Annotated in this window: 13 protein-coding genes and 1 tRNA gene; 10 read left to right on the forward strand and 4 right to left on the reverse strand. The window is 38.7% G+C overall.

Annotated features, from left to right (window positions below):
- The first annotated feature begins 69 nt into the window (after nucleotides 1-69).
- The 3 genes from VUJ46_RS18230 (at nucleotide 70) to VUJ46_RS18240 (ending at nucleotide 6,892) form a co-directional block, all read left to right on the forward strand.
- Nucleotides 70-609, forward strand: coding sequence for a hypothetical protein (locus VUJ46_RS18230; protein ID WP_326982126.1), 540 nt, complete (start codon nucleotides 70-72; stop codon nucleotides 607-609).
- A 206-nt stretch (nucleotides 610-815) separates the two neighbouring features.
- Nucleotides 816-1,328, forward strand: a complete 513-nt coding sequence (locus VUJ46_RS18235) for a hypothetical protein (RefSeq protein WP_326982127.1) — start codon at nucleotides 816-818, stop codon at nucleotides 1,326-1,328.
- A 497-nt stretch (nucleotides 1,329-1,825) separates the two neighbouring features.
- Nucleotides 1,826-6,892 (forward strand): T9SS type B sorting domain-containing protein, encoded by a 5,067-nt coding sequence (locus VUJ46_RS18240; RefSeq protein WP_326982128.1) that lies wholly within the window; start codon nucleotides 1,826-1,828, stop codon nucleotides 6,890-6,892.
- A 172-nt stretch (nucleotides 6,893-7,064) separates the two neighbouring features.
- Here VUJ46_RS18240 and VUJ46_RS18245 read toward each other — a convergent pair whose 3' ends face one another.
- The 3 genes from VUJ46_RS18245 to VUJ46_RS18255 are packed head-to-tail and all read right to left on the reverse strand — an operon-like array spanning nucleotide 7,065 to nucleotide 8,694.
- A complete protein-coding gene (locus VUJ46_RS18245) occupies nucleotides 7,065-7,751 on the reverse strand; it encodes an FKBP-type peptidyl-prolyl cis-trans isomerase (RefSeq protein WP_326982129.1) in 687 nt (228 codons plus the stop codon).
- Nucleotides 7,752-7,781: 30 nt separating this feature from the next.
- Entirely contained in the window at nucleotides 7,782-8,231 is a 450-nt protein-coding gene (gene dtd, locus VUJ46_RS18250) for a D-aminoacyl-tRNA deacylase (protein ID WP_326982130.1), read from the reverse strand.
- 4 nt (nucleotides 8,232-8,235) lie between these two features.
- A complete protein-coding gene (locus tag VUJ46_RS18255; RefSeq protein ID WP_326982131.1) occupies nucleotides 8,236-8,694 on the reverse strand; it encodes a hypothetical protein in 459 nt (152 codons plus the stop codon).
- Nucleotides 8,695-8,803: 109 nt separating this feature from the next.
- Here VUJ46_RS18255 and greA point away from each other — a divergent pair, with 109 nt between their 5' ends.
- From greA to VUJ46_RS18290, 7 genes are all read left to right on the forward strand, one after another.
- Nucleotides 8,804-9,274 carry a transcription elongation factor GreA gene (gene greA, locus VUJ46_RS18260; protein ID WP_326982132.1) on the forward strand — a complete coding sequence of 157 codons (471 nt, stop codon included), beginning with the start codon at nucleotides 8,804-8,806 and terminating at the stop codon, nucleotides 9,272-9,274.
- Nucleotides 9,275-9,322: 48 nt separating this feature from the next.
- Complete coding sequence (locus VUJ46_RS18265) at nucleotides 9,323-9,712, forward strand: HIT family protein (RefSeq protein ID WP_326982133.1); 390 nt, start codon at nucleotides 9,323-9,325, stop codon at nucleotides 9,710-9,712.
- Between the two features lie 74 nt (nucleotides 9,713-9,786).
- The gene (clpX, locus tag VUJ46_RS18270; protein ID WP_326982134.1) at nucleotides 9,787-10,974 is read left to right on the forward strand and encodes an ATP-dependent Clp protease ATP-binding subunit ClpX; all 1,188 of its coding nucleotides are present in this window, start codon (nucleotides 9,787-9,789) and stop codon (nucleotides 10,972-10,974) included.
- 76 nt (nucleotides 10,975-11,050) lie between these two features.
- Nucleotides 11,051-12,994, forward strand: coding sequence for a T9SS type A sorting domain-containing protein (locus tag VUJ46_RS18275; protein WP_326982135.1), 1,944 nt, complete (start codon nucleotides 11,051-11,053; stop codon nucleotides 12,992-12,994).
- A gap of 5 nt (nucleotides 12,995-12,999) precedes the next feature.
- Nucleotides 13,000-13,212: a signal peptidase gene (locus tag VUJ46_RS18280; protein WP_326982136.1), complete on the forward strand. Its 213-nt coding sequence runs from the start codon at nucleotides 13,000-13,002 to the stop codon at nucleotides 13,210-13,212.
- Between the two features lie 62 nt (nucleotides 13,213-13,274).
- Nucleotides 13,275-14,561, forward strand: coding sequence for a TlpA family protein disulfide reductase (locus VUJ46_RS18285; protein ID WP_326982137.1), 1,287 nt, complete (start codon nucleotides 13,275-13,277; stop codon nucleotides 14,559-14,561).
- A 44-nt stretch (nucleotides 14,562-14,605) separates the two neighbouring features.
- Nucleotides 14,606-14,679, forward strand: a tRNA-Met gene (locus tag VUJ46_RS18290).
- An 845-nt stretch (nucleotides 14,680-15,524) separates the two neighbouring features.
- Here VUJ46_RS18290 and VUJ46_RS18295 read toward each other — a convergent pair.
- Nucleotides 15,525-16,823: an HlyD family secretion protein gene (locus tag VUJ46_RS18295; protein ID WP_326982138.1), complete on the reverse strand. Its 1,299-nt coding sequence runs from the start codon at nucleotides 16,821-16,823 to the stop codon at nucleotides 15,525-15,527.
- Nucleotides 16,824-16,894: the final 71 nt, after the last annotated feature.

Genomic DNA, 16,894 nt, shown 5'->3' on the forward strand with positions numbered 1-16,894 from the left:
GCTAATGGAACAATTTTGGTATTAAGGTTCTCCTGTGAGTTACAATGTTGAAACTTAAAATTAATTAGTATGAAAAAAATCTTATTACTCATTCCACTCTTGATCATTTCATGTAAAAAGGATGCTCCTGTTACGGAAAATCCAAGTCAGGATTCTGTAGCTGTTTCTGAACAGAAAAATCCGGATTCAGGGCTTGATTCTGTAGCGATTAGAAAAAAAGATTCGATAATAAACAATGCTCCTGTGACCAAGGAAGTCTTAAAAAAAGGGGTCATGAGAAATGAAAAAGAAGGACAGATCATAAGAACAGCCGATGCAGAGCAGCTGCCTTTCAAGCTGGGTGAGCAATTTACAAAAGACGGTCAGGAGCTGGTACTTAAAATTACGGATTATAATAAACCGACCATAAAGGCATCTATTATCACTAAGGAAAAAGATTTTAATATTCGTTTCAACCAGATAAAGCTGCCGAACGGGGATTATGATGGGCCATTCAGCAGGGATATTACTTATGACGTAAAGGGAAAAGGAGAGGTATGGCTTATTATCGGAAAAAGCAATATGGCTTCCGGAAAAACGACAGGAAGTTTCACGGTAAGTGTTGAATAATACTGCTTTCTTTTTGAATTTACCTTAAAAACCCCGAAAGGGTTAAATACCAGTAGCGTCGGGTGAAAACCGATGTATAAATATTCAATGCTATTATAACCCTGAAAGGGCTGAGTAATTTAAAGGAAATTACAAAGATAAAATGGTATAATCTTACACAATTTGGTACAATTTCTGCAAAGTACTTTTTATTAAATTTAAATATTATGAAAAATATATTTTTGACCGCTATGGTTGCTTCTGCAGCTCTTGTGAGCTGTGGTACAGTGCAGTCTCTGGTACAAAATACTTTTCCTTATACCGCAAATGTCTTAGTCTCTACAGGAGTTCCTGCTGATAAAGAAGTGTCTTCTACCGCTACCGCTTCCAATGTTCAGACGTGGTTTGGCGGAAATAATAATGCACAGATTAAAGATGTCAGAATTTCAGATGCAAAAATAAGTGTTATTTCTCCTTCCGGGGGCAACTTAAGTGCTTTAAAATCAGTAAAAGTATATGTGTCATCCAGTGGAACAGGGGAAAGACTGGTAGCATCAAGAGCTAATATTTCTTCTAATTCATCAAGCTTAAACCTTGATCTTAATGACACCGGATTTCTGGATTCTGTGGTTAAAAGTTCAGGACTTACAGTAAGAACGGTGTATGAACTGAAAAATCAGACCAGCTCGGATATGAATTTAAAAATTGCACTTAATTTTAGCAGTATTCCTGCAAAATAGTTTTTTATAAAAGTTTATTTAAGAGAAAGAGGCTGTCCCAAAATGGGATGGCCTCTTTTAGTTAGCTACCTGCCCCTTCTCAGATAACAGATCAGTATATCCCCGGCCAGGTGGTTCTTTTATGAATTCACCCTAAAATAGCAATACGATACATGGTACAGGGGGATTGAAAAATAAGAGGAGTAATGGGGACTGTGAACTTTTGTGCGGAGCAGTAGGGGAACCAGCAGTTTTTTCCTCTTTTTTTCGGGCTACTAAAGATATACTTCTTTCTTTTTTTTAAATATATGATTGCTAGATTATTACTGTGCTGACGTACAAATGTAGTACAGTTGCTCTTAATGCATTTGTATAGTTTTGCGCAACGTTTCAATGAACTTGTAGAGCGAAAACATACAGGGGGAAAAGGTAATTCCTAACCATCATTTTCTATTATTTCTCCCTTCCGCCGAGGCTTTCTTAAAGGAAATCAACTTATATATACCCCCCCCCAGTAAATGAAGAAAAATTTGTTTTTGCTGCTTCTGATGATTTTTTCATCAGTGCGCGTCTCTGCGCAAAGGGATACCGATCATTGGATTGCACCTTACTATGACAGTTCGGGAAGTGCTTACAGCCACGCATTGTATTTTTCCACAGATTCTACAACTCCCTTTGAAGTTAAAATTTATAGCCATACTACACAGATTGGAAGTGTGATGATCAGTAAAGGAAATCCTAAAATATTTAATGTGGCTGCGGCTTACATTAAAAGTACGATCGCCTCTGAAGCAACAATAATATCGGTGAAGGGGTTGTATACCAAAGGGGATAAACCTTATTTTCTGACCCTCAGAGTGGCATCCGGAAGTCATGGTGAGATTATAACGTCAAAGGGGAAGGCAGGAATCGGAACTCATTTTTTTGCGGCTGCGTCACCTGCTACTTTTTTTTCAAATGCCAATAACTTCACCACGGGAATTCTGGCTACTGAAAATAATACGACGGTGAGGATCTCAGGTTACAATCCGAATGTACGTTTTATTAATACTTCTTCCACGCCACCATCATTTACAGTTGTTCTTAATAAAGGACAGTCTTATACCCTGGCGGGTATTGCTAATATAGCCGCTAACAGGGACGGATTTATAGGGGCTGAGATCATAGCGGATAAACCCGTTACCGTAACCAATGGTAATTCCAATGGTTTTTATGCTACTTCACCTGGTGCTGATGGTAGTGATCTTATTATGGATCAGTCGGTTCCTACAGAGCGTTTGGGAAGTCGTTTTGCCATGGTGAAAAGTGGGTCTACAAGTCAGTACAATATGGATGGAGGAATTATCGTTGCCACTGAAAATAATACGCAGATCTTCCTGAATAACAGTTCTGCTCCGGTCGCTACTCTTAATAAGGGACAATATTACAGGATACTGGCCTCTGCATATGTAAATCAGGGCGGAGGGCATTTTAATATGTATGTAAGAACAAGTAAAAACGTCTACCTCTATCAGTTGGTGGGAGTTGGCTCAGCAGGAAATACCGGTGGATACAATCTCATTCCGCCTTTGGATTGTTTTTTACCAAGGAAAATGGATGAGATTGGCAGAATCAATGAAATGCCGGGTATTGGTTCTATTTCTGTAAGGCTTAACATTCTGACCCAGTCTGGCGCGAGTGTAAAGGTTAACGGCGTGTCACCCACTGCGGCGCAAGGCCCTTACCCTGTGCAGGGAACGACGGATTGGGTGACATATTCTGTTCCTAATGTGAGCGGGAATACGACGATTACGTCAGACAGAGCTGTAACGGCAGGGATTAACGGAGGATACAGTACAGCAGGTTATGGTGGCTATTTTGCCGGTTTTTCTTCTGTGCCTGTCATTATGAAGAAAGCAGGAGAGTGTGTACCAGGAATTGTTCTTGAAGTGGATGACAGCTATGATACCTACCAATGGTATGTTAATGGGGTAGCCATTCCCGGAGCTACTTCAAACGTCTATGCGCCTGTGCAGTCCGGAAATTATACCGTACGAATTACGGTGGGCCAATGTGCACCTAAAATAACCGCGGGATATAAAGTCTTCAGCTGTCTTGATGAGGTTCAGAGAGATGAGGATTTGTGTGACGATAAGCTAACCATCATTCCAAAGTTTACCCATTCTGCACAAGCCCCCGTTCCGGGAAGTGTCAGCATCATTACCGGACCTGCTCATGGTGTGGCGACAGTAGATCCTGCGACAGGAATAATAGTATATATTCCATCACCCGGATATATAGGTCCGGAAACAATCATTTATAAATTCTGTGGTGATGACCCTGAATATACTGATTGTGAGCAGGTAACTCTGCATCTGAATGTTTCTAAAACACCCATCGTACAAAACGCATTCCTGGATCTTTGTTCGGATACGGATACCGGGATTTTTGATCTTACCTCTGCACAGTCTGCCATCTCCAGCTCCCCCGGAGCGGTTTTTACGTATTATGAATCGTCGGCAGATGCAGATTTAGGAAACAGTAATTTTATTACAGCTCCCGGAGCTTACCTTTCTCCGGATAAGACTTTATATGTTCGTGTATCTGTAGGAGGATGTTCAAATAGGGCAGAGCTCAAGCTGAATGTTCACCCGAATCCTGCTGTTCATAATTCAAGTCTCAGTGTGTGCTCGGACTCAACAGCCGGGGTTTTTGATCTTACCTCAGCCGAAAGTGCTATCTCAACGACTCCGGGAGCCGTTTTTACCTATTATGAATCACTTTCTGATGCAACGGCCGGGAATGCGAATGTCATTGGCAATCCTACTGACTTTATTTCAGCGGCTAAGACGGTATATGCCCTTGTCTCTCTGGGGCAATGTTTCAGTATTGCTGAGCTTGCCCTGATTGTTCATCCTAACCCCGTTGTTCATAACAGTACTCTGAGTACCTGCTCCGATACGACCACAGGGATTTTTGATTTAACGGCAGCTGCGGCTTCTATTTCGCCAAACTCAGCAGCTTCCTTAACATATTATGAAACATTAGCCGATGCAACTGCCGGTAACGGAAATGAGATAACTAACCCTTCTGTTTATTCTGCTCCCGATAAGACGGTATATGTTCGCGTATCTTTAGGGGCATGTTTCAGTATCGCTGAACTGGTATTAACCGTAAATCCTACTCCAGTTGTTCATAATAGCGGTTTGAGCCTATGTTCAGACACGGCAACGGGAACATTTGATTTGACATCTGCTGAAGGAGCTATTTCTGCCACTTCAGGAGCTGTCTTTGCTTATTTTGAATCGCTAGCTGATGCCACTGCAGGAAATACCGGTGAAATTACTAACCCTTCTTATTACCTTTCCACGGGGAAAACCATCTATGTACGTGTCTCTGTAGGGGACTGTTTTAGTATTGCAGAATTAATGTTGACCGTTCACCCTAATCCCCTTGTTCAGAATGCCGGTTTGAGTCTGTGTTCTGATACAGCAACGGCTGTATTTGATTTAACGACTGCAGAAGGGGCTATTTCAAACACGCCTGGAGCAGTCTTTGCCTATTATGAATCGCTCTCCGATGCTATGGCGGGAAATACCGGTGAAATCACCAACCCTGTGGCATACCTCTCCTCCGGCGGTACTGTGTATGTCCGGGTCTCTCTTGACGAATGCTTCAGTATTGCAGAACTTGAATTAACGGTAAATGCTAATCCGATTGTGCAGGATTCCGTTTTGAGCATGTGCTCAGATACAGCAACAGCAATCTTTGACTTAACTTCAGCGCAAAGTGCTATCTCTGTTACGCCGGGAATAAGCTTTACATATTATGAAAATGCTGTCGATGCGAATGCAGGAAATAATAATTCTATCCCTGATCCGACACTGTTTTCTTCGGGGAATATGACAGTATATGTACGCGTTCAATCTTCAACGTGTTACAGTATTGCCAAATTGGAGCTTATCGTGAATGTGAAACCGGTAGCCAGTATCACTGCTTCATCGATGGTGATTTGTCATGATGTTCCCATTACCCTGACTTCTAATTTTCCTACAGGAAATATGTGGTCAACGGGTGAAACCACCCAGTCTATCAGTGTCAACACCGGAGGTACTTACTCTTTGATTAACAATAACGGATGGTGCGAAAGTAATGAGGTGTCTGTAACAATTCTCAAAGATGAAAATCCTCATCTTCAGATTAACGGAAACCTTATGTTCTGTGAGGGAAATTCAACTGTTTTAACAGCTGTCACAACGGGAGCCGGAAATACATATGTATGGAATAATGGTACCGTAGGCAATACGCTTACCGTAACATCGCCCGGAACGTATGCTGTTACGGTAACAACTCCTCTTGGATGCCAGTATGAAGAATCGGTTACTGTAGAAATGGATCTTTTGATTGTTGTTAATATCGTTCCGCCCGTCGAGGCGATTACCTGTTGGGTGACAAGTGTCGTTCTTGATGCCAGCGGCTCTGTATATCAGCCCGGAGCTACCTTTCAATGGACGGCAACCGGAGGTGGGAATATTGTGTCAGGTGGGGATACTCTTACTCCTACGGTGGATAAGGGTGGGGTTTATACTTTAACCATTTACAGCGGGACACCTATGGGATGTGTAAAGCAAAGTTCGGTAACGGTGCTTGAAGATACTGTTCCGCCTTCTGTGGCTCTTACAGCCACAGAACTTATTATCTGTAAAGGCAGCTCGGTCACACTTACGGCTTCGGGAGCGCTTACTTACAGTTGGGCAGGATTGACAGGAGGAGGAAACTCGCAGACCGTTGCGCCGGAACACACCACGACCTACACGGTGACAGGAACCGGAGAAAACGGATGTGTTGCTCAGGCAACTCTTACCATAACTGTAGTTCCGGCAATTGAGTCTTCACTCCACAATATCATTATCTGCGAAGGACAAAAAGGAACGCTGGATGCGGGATCAGGACCTAATTACTCGTATGCCTGGAGTACAGGGGAATCTACGAGAACAATCAACGTTACGACACCGGGGACTTATACGGTAACAATTAGTAACGGGGTATGTTCCAAAATCTATGCTGCGACCGTAAGCTTTACAAAAGTGCCCGATGTTCTCGATGTAATCTATGAAAAAGATTCTTTCAAAATTATTGTGAAAAATAACGAAAATATTCCTCTGGAGTTTTCTGTTGATGGTGGTGTGACCTGGCAGGAATCCAATATTTTTTACAATATCCATAAAAATACCGAATACGAGATCAGGGTAAGAAACGTCAGAACACTCTGTGACGCTTACGTCAACTATTATACCTTTTTTATGCCCAATGCAATTACTCCCAACGGAGATGGATATAATGATGTGATAAGCTTTGAAGGGCTTTCCCAATTCAATCATTTTTCTGCTACGATATTTGACCGTTACGGAATGCAGATTTTTAAAGCAACTCCCCAAAATGCTGTTTGGGACGGTAAATTTCTGGGAAGAGTTATCCCTACAGCAACTTACTGGTATATTGCATCATGGGAAAATCGGATTACCGGGAAGCTGATCAAAAAGTCGGGATGGATTCTTCTTAAAAACAGAAATGATGATGAAAGAAGAAACTATATCAGAAATTAATATTCATGACATTGATTATCATTGTATTGCTTGCTATGAAGAGCTTTTTGGCGTGGAATGCTAAGAATATTCGTTAGAAGCTTGAAAAATCCCTGATAAGGTGAATGAGATCGTGTAAAATAGAGAGAGGAATCTACATTGGATGTCCTCTCTTTATTTTATTCAACGGCAATTATTTAAAATCTACCAGCTCTATATCGAAGATGAGAGTGGCGCCCGGAGGAATTACCCCGCCCGCACCATTGTCAACGTAGGCAAGATCTGCCGGAATATAAAATCTGTATTGTGCGCCTTTGCTCATTAGCTGTATCCCTTCTGTCCATCCCTTGATAACGCCTGAAAGACTAAGTTCAATGGGCTTTCCGCCTTGTTTTTCGGTAGAGTCAAATACAGTTCCGTCCATTAATTTTCCAGTATAGATAACCGTAGCTGTACTTGCCGCCGTAGGTTTCGCTTTTTTGTCGCCTTCTTTTAAAACTTCATACTGTAAACCGCTGGCTGTTGTTACAATTTTTTTATTTTGCTTATTTTTAGCTAAAAACTCAGTTCCTTTTTTCTTGTTCTCTTCTGCCTGTAATTTTGCTTCGGCTTGCTTTTTCTCTGCCTGTTTCTGCATGAAACCCTGTAAGAAGGATCCCATTTCTTCTTTCGGGAGAGCGGCTGCTTTACCTGCAAATTCATCTTGTATTGCCTGAGACAAAAGGTTGGCATCTACTGGGAAGCCTTGTCTTTTTAGATTTTGAGCAATATCAAGACCGATATAATAAGATGCTTTCTGCTCATCAGTATAATTTGCCGTTTGGGCAAATGCGAAGTTAGCTCCTGTTAAAAGAACTAAAGTAATGAAGGTTTTTTTCATTTTCTGAATTAATTATAATCTGTTGTAAATTTAAGCTTTTGTAATGGAATCCATCACGATCGTTACTGGGCCATCGTTTACTAATGAAACTTTCATGTCTGCCCCAAAAATACCACTTTCTGTTTTGATACCCGATTTTGAAATTTCTTCTTTAAAATATTCAAAAAGAGGAATCGCCTGATCGGGTCTGGCTGCTTTAATAAAAGAAGGGCGATTTCCTTTTTTATAATCTGCAATCAATGTAAATTGGCTGATACAAAGTATTTCGCCGAAAATATCCTTGATTGAGAGATTAAGCTTTCCCTCTTCATCTCCGAAAATTCTTAGATTTAATACTTTCTGAACAAGCCAATCTGCATCTGCTTTTGTATCATTTTCATCGATTCCGATTAAAAGCATTAATCCTTTTCCGATTTCTCCCACTATTTTTCCGTCTACCTGAACGCTGGATTGCGAGACTCTTTGGATAACAATCTTCATCGTTTTAGTAATAAATATTTAGGACATTACTCCCGGAATCATAATTGAAAGGGTAGGTTTTCGGAGGAAGACTTGTTGCGCTTCCCTCCGAAGGCTGTCCGGTCAATAAGATCCATCTTGTATTATCTTTAGGGCAAAGGATACTGATATTATCTTTCACCTCAAGCGTGGTATTGGTATCAGGGCAGATATGGGGAGCATTTCGGTCATAGACTTTAAAGTTATTTCCTGATGCCCTTACAATGATCAGTCCTCTCGTTCCTGATTGCTGTTCGTTGATATATACCCAGCCACCGACCTGCGTAAGACTGAAATATGCAGGAAGATTTAGATTTAAGGTAACATTAATGGGAGAGCTTGGAAAACAGCTTACCGTATCTTCTCTGCTGCCACAAGAGTTTATTGGTAATCCACTGAAAATCAATGAAGTGATTATAAGTAATATTGAAAAAGTTTTTTTCATTTGAATTTAAATTTTTATATATTTGTAAAAATTAAACGATTACAACACGAAAACATTGTCCGGCAAATGTCGGATTATTTTTTTATACTAAAACTAAATTTTGAAAATTATGGCAAGCTATGTAACAAAGGAGGGATTAGAGAAAATGAAAGCTGAGCTGGAACAGTTAGAAACTGTGGAAAGACCAAAGATTACCCAGCAAATCGCAGAAGCCAGAGACAAAGGTGATTTGTCTGAAAATGCTGAATATGATGCGGCTAAAGAGGCTCAGGGGATGCTTGAAATGAGAATTTCCAAGCTGAAAGATGTTATTTCTACTTCCAAAATCATAGATGAAAGTCAGCTGGATACTTCAAAAGTTTCTATCCTTACAACGGTTAAACTTAAAAATAATGCCACAAAGCAGGAACAGGTATTTACCCTTGTACCTGATAATGAAAGTGACCTTAAAACAGGGAAAATTTCAGTGAATACCCCGATTGCTAAAGGACTTTTAGGAAAAGCGGTAGGTGAAACTGCAGATATTACACTGCCTAACGGCAATAAACTGTCTTTCGAGGTACTGGATATTACGTTATAACCGGCGCCGGGAGGCATCAAATTTCTGAACTAAATCTATTAGATAACAATGAGTACGATATTCACAAAGATCATTAACGGTGAAATACCCTCGTATAAGATCGCTGAAGACGAAAATTTTATTGCATTTCTGGACGCAATGCCTCTGGTAAAAGGACATACGCTAGTAGTGCCTAAAAAAGAAATAGATTTAATTTTTGATCTTGACAGCGAGGAATATAAAAACCTTTGGGGTTTTACCCAGGAAGTTGCCAAAAAGGTTAAAAATGCAATTCCCTGTATAAGAGTGGGAGTTGCAGTTGTAGGACTGGAAGTTCCTCACGCCCATATTCATCTGATTCCTTTAAATAAAATGGAGGATATGAATTTTAGAAATGAAAGACTGCAATTAACGAGTGAAGAATACACCGAGATTCAGAACTCAATTATTAATTCTTAAAAAATACAGAAACTCGTAAAAAATATCTTTTACGAGTTTCTTTAATCATATACGTTATATATATTATATAAAAAATGAATTCAAACCAATGTTCTTTCTGCGGAAGAAAAAGAAATGAAGTACAGATGTTGATTTCTGGTCAGACTGGTTTTATTTGTGAAAATTGTATTGAGCAGGCCCACATGATTGTAAAGGACTCGATGTCTAAAAACGGATTTTCACCAGCTGAAAATATCGATGAGCTAAAGAAACCTAAAGAAATTAAAGAATTCCTGGATCAATATGTCATTGGGCAGGATCAGGCGAAAAAGCAACTTTCTATTGCGGTTTATAACCATTATAAAAGATTGCTTCATGCTAAAGATGAAAACAGAGAAGTGGAACTGGAGAAATCCAATATTATAATGATCGGTGAAACAGGAACCGGAAAAACATTATTGGCTAAAACAATTGCCAAAGAACTTAACGTCCCTTTCTGTATTGTGGATGCAACTATCCTTACGGAAGCCGGCTATGTAGGAGAGGACGTGGAAAGCATTCTGTCCAGGCTTTTAATGGTTGCAGATTATGATGTCGAAAAAGCTGAAAAAGGGATTGTGTTTATAGATGAGATCGACAAAATTGCAAGAAAATCAGACAATCCGAGCATTACGAGAGACGTTTCTGGAGAAGGAGTTCAGCAGGGATTACTGAAACTATTGGAAGGAAGTATCGTCAATGTTCCGCCGCAGGGGGGAAGAAAGCATCCTGATCAGAAATACATTCAGGTAAATACCCAGAATATATTATTTATTGCCGGTGGTGCTTTCGACGGGATTAAAGAGATCATCGAACGAAGAATGAATAAGCAGGCCATAGGCTTCAGCGCGGAAAAGATTAACAAAGTAGAAGAAGATGACTATGTATTAACAAATCTTAATGCGATCGATCTTCGTTCTTTCGGATTAATTCCCGAACTTTTGGGAAGATTTCCAATCATCACTTATCTCGATAAACTCACAAAGGAGACGATGATCAGAATCATGAAGGAGCCTAAAAATTCAATTGTCAATCAATTTGTGGAGCTTTTTAAGATGGATGGTGCCACTTTGGAGTTTACAGATGGTGCTGTTGCGAAAATTGTTGATGAGACTATTGAAAAAGGTTTAGGTGCCAGAGGGTTACGTGGAACCACGGAAAAGGTGCTTGAAGACTATATGTTTTCAATAGGAGAAGAGAAAAAAATTATATTAACTGAAGATAATATTTTTGTTAATAAATAAAATTATTTTTTTGTTTTAAAAAAAAAAACTATCTTTGCGGATGAAGATTGTATTAACACACAAATAATTACATACAATGAGAAAAAGTTTATTTGCTATTGGTTTGTTAGCAGCTATTGGTTCTGTTCAGGCGCAGAATGTTCTATTACACGTAGATGACGCTGCTACTACGTATGTAAGCAAGGGAACGCTGGTTTATAACGGCGGAGGCTTACAGATGAGAGGAAACGGAGTAATCGAAAACCATGGGAATATTATGGTGAGCGGTTCTACTACCGATTCTTTTAAAACGATTACTACTGGCGGTACCGATAAGCCAGAAGGGTCTGTAACGGCTAATTTTGTCAACAGACTGAATGAACCTGATGCTTATTCTAGCGCAGGTGTTTCAAATAATTATACCTATGGTCAGCTTTATATCGCAGGAATTCCTCAAAATAATATTACAGGGATTGTTGATCAGGAACTGAGAGCGACCAATCACGGTTCTTATCAGCAGATAGGTCTGCCATTTTACGATAAGACCGCCTCTACATTAAGTACCGAACTAGGGAAGACATTTACAAATGTCAGAAACTCGAAAAATGAAATTTTAAGTTGGAATAATGCGACTGTTGTCTCTCAAAATGTTCCGATTACCACTAAGTTAGGGGTGGGTAACCCAGGTACAGCATATTATATGTTGGGAGGGAACTCGCTTGACTTAACCACTACGAAAATTGTAAAAGGACGTCCTGTAAGTGACGAATCTCCTTCCGTTTTATTAACGAATGCCGGTTCTAATGTTACTTTTGGTACTAATGGTAACAATGTTAATCAGTATAATGAGAAGTATAACACTTACCTTCAGGATGGATGGGATAGTCCAGGGGGAGCATGGTCAGGTACTTATGGTAAAAATATTTATCAATATGCCAACCCTTACCTAACTAACCTTGATTTATCTAAAATTGCTTTTGTTGAATCAGGAGTTGGAGACGGAAATAACCTGACTACCATTAAGGGGGTTAGAGTAGATGTGGTAGATGTTGTTACTAATGCTCAGGGTACAGGATCTACATCATATAAATTCATTTCTTTTGCCGGAGGTGAGCCAATTGGTGATGTGGAATATACTTTGGTAAGACCTATGGGAACTTTTGTTGTTAAATTAAACGATAATACGGCTACAGGTGCTGATGCAACTCTTAATATCGGTAATTTAAGAAGATTTAATTATACGCCAAGAACCGATGGAACAGATTATAACGTAGCGGCTGCTAAAAACGGAAGCAATAATTCTGTAAAGCAGTTGGGTGTTATAGGTCTTGATGCCAACGGAAAAGAAGTGGGAAGAACGTATTATGTGGTTTATCCAAATGCAACTACAGGACACTCTACTGCTGCTAAATCTCAGGTTTCTGCAGTATCGGCAAACGTTATCGGTACATTTGAAGAAGCCCCGTCAGGAGGTTATGACTATAACTACGCAGGACAATATTGGCTATACATTAATGAAGCTAATGAAAGTAACTTCAAAGGTAAAAATATTAAGTTAGCTAATTATGATCTTAATAAAATCAAGTCATATAAATTTGAAGTGAGAGAAAATGCGAATCTCATCGACCCGGGAGTTCACGCATTATCATCAGGGATAGGTTTCTTCTACAAAGCGCAGAATGGCACTGTTCAGGAAATCAAACAGGGAGATGTATTCCCTGCAACCACAGGAGAAGCTGATCTTTATTACGGGGAACCGGATAGAGTACTGGCGACAAAACCTGTTGAAGCAACTAAACCTTCAAGAACAATGGTTGTTTACAATCCTGAAATCACTGATTATGTTGTTCGATTTGACCCTAACTGGAAAAAGGCAGATATCGAAGTTTATGATATGAGCGGTAAACTGGTTATTTCTAAAAAAGCAGTGGATGCATCTACGGATTTTGTGATTGAATTGAGTAAGGCAATCAAAGCTTCTTATGTTGTAAAAATTGTTTCTGATAAAGGAGAAACTGTTAACACTAAAATCTTAAAATAACAAATATGAAAAAGACTATAAATAGACTAGTATACGCTTTTTTCTTTTTATTGGTATTGTCGGTCAACGCACAATTACCGCAGCCCGGAGGTGGGGGTGGAGGTACAGGACCTGGGGTTCCAGCCTCTCCAATTGATATGTACGTTTATGTATTAGGTGCTGTAGCGGTATTGCTGACTTTATATTTTGCAAAAAAGTACAGAACTCAAAAAATATAAAATTTTTATTAAAATATAGAAAACTCTCTGATTTAGTCAGAGAGTTTTTTTATTTTTACTCTATGAAAAAGATTTTTGTATTATCTGCAGTTGTGGCTGCACTTTCTATACAGGCACAGTTCACGGTTTCGGTTCAGACACCCTCAGATTTTAACAGTCAGGATGCTATTTTATATAGCTTAAATGGTTCAAGAGACATTATCGCTTCCACGGAAAAAGTGAAGAACGGGCAGTTAACGTTTAAATATCCAAATACCTACTCGGGGATGATGAAAGTATATTTCCCCGGATCGAATAATACATTCAGCTTTATTTCAGAAAATAAAAATGTAAATATAAAGCTTGAGGCCAAGAACAATAAAATAAGCAATATTATCTACCAGGATGAAGCCAATAATCTGATGAGTAAGCAACAGGAAGGCTCACAGAAGAAAGAGGTAATTCTGCCTGCTTTATCACAGATTAAAGAGTATTATAAGGATGATACTGAATTCGGAAAAGCTTTAAAAACTGAAATCGACAGGCTTTCAGGAGTGTCTAATGCTATCGATCCTGCTCAGCATCCCTTTATTTCATACTACAACACCAATTATAGTAAATTTATCGGAAATGACCCCTCTAAGAAGGTTTCTCAGGATGATTTTATTAACTTTATAGACAAGTCGAATGATATGCTTGAAAGTTCGTCTCTATTGAGACCTATTTTGGTTGCTTATTTAAATGGAGGTGGTAATGCTAATGTAGCCGGTTCAGTTGACCGTCTATTAGATACATTAAAAGTGGAAACTCCCAGAGGGCAAACTGTACTTTCTGAACTCATCGATATTTTTGATGTTTATGAAATGAAAGATTTAAAAGATAAGTATCTTAGTCTGGCTAAAAATCTAAAATGTACTATTACCGACAGGTTGGCCTCTACATTAAAATCTAACGCGAATGTAGAAATAGGAGCAACCTTCCCTAATAATAAATTTCAGTCTCCTGTCAATACAACAGCGAAATCAATCTATGATGTAAAGGCAGACAAAAAAGTGATTGTCTTTTGGTCCTCCACATGTTCTCACTGTGAGAATGAGCTGCCTAAGCTATTGGAAAAGTATAATGATTTAAAAGCGAAGAATATTCAGATTATAGGATTATCATTAGATGCGGACAAAGATTCGTATTCAAAGAAAATTGCAGCATTTCCATGGATCAATGATTCAGAACTAAGAGGCTGGAACAGTACTTATACTGAAACCTACAATGTTCATGCAACTCCGACGTATTTTATTTTAGATGCTAACAACAAGATAATCAGTAGACCAGATCATGTTGGTGATGTTTTAGAATATTTTAAGTTAAAATAATTTTGGAGGTTCAAATATATTTTCTATATTTGCACCACCAAAACGGCGAGGTAGCTCAGTTGGTTAGAGCGCAGGATTCATAACCCTGAGGTCACGGGTTCAATTCCCGTCTTCGCTACAATAGCGATAAAAACCGAAACATTTGTTTCGGTTTTTTTGTTTTTATATATTCTTTGATTTTCTTGGATCAGGGATCAGGCGCAAAATTTGGGGGCTAAGCAAAAAGTGGACTAGGCAAAAAGTTTAGAGAATGTAAGATGAAATTTTTTGCTCTCGCAGATTTTGCGAATGACGCAGATTCTTTTCCTTGTACTTTACATAGTGAACACGAAGCCAACCCATTTTTTTTGACAACTCCTGTTTTAAGTCTCACCAAACCGTTCTACTGATAAAAGACCGCAAAGCTTAAACAAAGAAAAACAACGATATCATCTGGGCGATCTGTGGGATATAAAAAAATTCGTGCATTCGTGGCCATAATATACTGCCCTCAATTTTATCTTTGATAAAATCCTTGCGCCTTAAAAACATCAAGTATTAAAAAAAATCTTTGCGTCTCTGCGAAAAACCAACAGAAACAGCAGCATCTGAAAATCTGCGATCTGTGGGAAATAAAAATATTCGTGCATTCGTGGCAAAAAATACATCTAAACAATTTCTCCCAAAGTTTTGATACTGATCCAAAATATTCATGCATTCGTGGCAAAAAATACATTTAAACAATTTCTCCCCAAGTTTTAAGCGTGATCCAATTACTTAAATAATATTTTAATTCTTCTATAAAATTAAAATACATCATGGAATATATGGATTGTCATAAAAATGTATCCGATTTGGGAAATCCCAATTTGTGACAGATTACAGCTTCATCTTTTTAAAAATTAAGCGTAGCAGATAATGATTCATTTTAGCTCAATTGAAAGAGCCCGCGGTATAAATTGCGGGCTCTGTTTATAAATTGTCTTAGCTTTGATAGCCTAATAATTTTCTGATTTGATAAAAAAATCTTTCAATCAGTCGAAGATCTTCGGTGACAATTTCAGCACTTCCGCGAAGTTCTTTGTCAAAAATGAGATTTTTATTGTAGGATGTCCTCAGTCCTTTTGGAAGAGTAATATCAACATAATAATTTCCGTCTTTGTCGGGAGAAAGAGAGATGTTCTGAACTTTTCCCTCTACAATTCCATATTCCTGAAAGCGATAATTATCGAGTTTGATCAATACTTTTTCTCCTTGTCTGATTTTACCTGAGTTTGCCGCAGGTACAGACATTCTTCCCACCAATTTATCTTTATTTTTTGGAAGGATAGAAACAATCGCATCACCCATTTTTATAAATTGATTTTCACCAAAAAATTGCTGAAAGCTGGCCATTCCATCGGTGGAAGAAATGATAAGATAATTCTGTTCCCATTGGTTTAAGGATTTTCGTAACTGTTCAAAAAGCTGAAGGGTCTGGGAAGAGTAGGTGATTTTATCTTTCTCCGTGTTGATGGCTGCTCCACTTTTGGTTTTATTAAAATTAGAGATGGCTTCTTCCATCTGAGATAATGAAATATTGATATTTTCCAGATTTTGCTGAGCCTGAAGATATTTAATCTTTTCATTTTCCATTTCCACAGCCGCAATAATTCCCTGATTGAAAAGTTCCTGAGAACGCTGGTAATTTTTTCGGGTCAGGTCATATTTGGCCTGTTCAAGATTTTTCTGTTGTTTTAAAGTGATAATTCTGCCTCTATATTCAGATATGCTTTGGTTTGCTGCAAGATTTTCAGGAGCATAGGGTTGTAATCGTGTGAAAAGTTGTTCATCCTGAAATGCTTTGGCAAAATTATTATAATCTCCCTGAAGTTCTCCCAGCTTATAATGTGAAATTTCGTGGACTGGAAATGAGGAAAGATTATTGGGGGTCATGGCATCCACATATTTTTTGAGCTCTAAAACATCTTTATAATTGGCTGTAGATTGCAATACCATTAATACCTGGTCTTTTTTTACATTCTGATGATCTTTAATCAGTATTTTTTCAATCTTTAAATTGTTTCTGGCTTCAATTTTTTCAGGAGGATTCTGAGAGGTGACAATAACAGGCGCCGGAATAAATTCAGGATACTTAATAATGTAGCTCATGACCAGAATCAGGAGAAGAATAATAAAAATGAGGGTGTTTCCCCAGCGGATCATCCAATGGGGTGGCTGGGTAAGAATGTCCTGAACACTTTCAGAACGAAGTTCTATATTGTCTAATATATCTTTTGACATTATTATAAAAGTTAAACCTCCCTTCGAAGGCTTAACTTGTTTAATGGTTATAATTTACTTCTTAAGGTATT

The organism is Chryseobacterium sp. MYb264 (genome assembly GCF_035974275.1).
Classification (GTDB): Bacteria; Bacteroidota; Bacteroidia; order Flavobacteriales; family Weeksellaceae; genus Chryseobacterium.